Genomic DNA, 1,738 nt, shown 5'->3' on the forward strand with positions numbered 1-1,738 from the left:
TGACCAGAAATATGTGAAATACTAGCATCACAAAGAATACACTGACTAGGAATATATGGGTGGATAGCCAGATAGAGCGTAGATTACGAATTAGGGGGCCTTTAGATATACCCGGTAGAATACTGCCAATGCCATCCTTTGCTGGCACCCAACCAAAATATTTTCTAGGAGATTCTAGCACCCCGGTTTCCGCCACAACACCTACTAGAGCCGATAGGATTACACCAAAAAATACCCACAGGAATATAGAATTAAAATTCTTACCCGTCGCGCCAATGGTATGAATTAATGTTGTCCCTAAAAGGGCGACTCCCAAAAAGATATGTAAACTCCGCCACAGCTGTATGGAACCAGGAATAGTAAACTTAATCATCCAGCCACTACTACGCTTTCTAGCCGTTAGTACCATCTCAAACAATACAAAGGCTAGGGATAGATAGCCGGTAATTTGCTTATAAAGTTCCCCTTGTAAAAGCTGATACCATTTAAAATAATTGTCCCGCAGCATCGGTAGATAAAGGGGACTGAGGGCAAAGGGAGTCAGAATTACCACACAGATGAAGGTGAGGATGATTAAGGTAGAAAATTTGGGCTTCATAACATAGTGGCTTTTCGGTTAAACCTATTTTTTCAGCAGTCAGCAGTCAGCAGTCAGCAGTCAGCAGTCAGCAGTCAGCAGTCAGCAGTCAGCAGTCAGTCATGCCTGATAGCTGATAGCTGTTCGCGTAGCGTGGGCGTAGGGCATAAGCTGATAGCTGATAGCTGATAGCTAATAGCTGATAGCTGATAGCTGATAGCTGATAGCTGATAGCTGATAGCTGATAGCTGATAGCTCACACATTTACCCTAAAAATTAGGTGCCTTTTAGAGGCAGATTAATGATGATGCCACCCATGACTTCGCCCATCTCAAAGACTTTGTCGGGATAGCGCTCTTTGTGTACAGGATGGGTGTTGTGGCAAGTGATACAGGCTTCAGCGACAGCTTTATCAGGGTAGACGGCAGAATAATAGGTTGTACCGGCAATTTCTTGATAGTCTTTGTAAGGCTCACCGGTTTCAACCACTTCTGCCATCGCTTTCTTTTCAAATTCAGATTTTGGCGCTTGGTTATCGTTGATATTCCAAGGGGAAATTAAGCCGTAGGTAAACTCTCCGTTGTCAGCAGCAATCTCTGCTCCTAGACGGAACATCTGAGCTGGTAGCGGAATACCACCAGTTTGTTGCCAACCTTCAGTGGCTTCAGCATCAACTACTCCCTTTGGCTTGTCTTTGCCTTCTAATTTCTTCAAGCGGTTAATGACGTGCTTGGTGTAAGCGGTGCGGTCTGCTAACAGCACGGTATGGATATAATCCACAACTAATTCTGGAGCAACACCTCCAGCTTGCTGACTGGAACCGCCGCCACAAGCTACAACAGTGACGCAAATCGCTAAACCTAAGGCAATTAAGCCTACAGCTTTGGTTTTCATGCGATGTAGCAATGTATTGATTGCCATGATTTCGTGTTTCCTCTCGTTCTATTTAATTACTATGACGTAGCTATAACATGGCTATGACTAGCGCTAATTTAATGATTAGCGTTAGCTAGTAGCGTTAACTAGTAGCTTTTACTACTAGTAGCGTTAATTAGTAGCGTTAATTAGTAGCTTTAGTTAGTAGCTTTAACTACTAGTAGCGTTAATTAGTAGCGTTAATTAGTAGCTTTAACTACTCTTCAGCGTTACTCGACCGTTTCT

2 protein-coding genes are annotated in these 1,738 nt (G+C 43.3%); both read right to left on the minus strand.

Annotation, left to right across the window (positions count from 1 at the left end; translation table 11 throughout):
• The coding region (locus F6J94_RS33605; protein ID WP_293048235.1) for a hypothetical protein at window positions 1-598 on the minus strand (598 nt) is incomplete at its 3' end.
• 255 nt (window positions 599-853) lie between these two features.
• Complete coding sequence (locus F6J94_RS33610; RefSeq protein WP_293048237.1) at window positions 854-1,498, minus strand: DUF3365 domain-containing protein; 645 nt, start codon at window positions 1,496-1,498, stop codon at window positions 854-856.
• Window positions 1,499-1,738: the final 240 nt, after the last annotated feature.

The organism is Moorena sp. SIO1F2 (genome assembly GCF_010672755.1).
In the GTDB taxonomy this organism is placed as follows: Bacteria; Cyanobacteriota; Cyanobacteriia; order Cyanobacteriales; family Coleofasciculaceae; genus Moorena.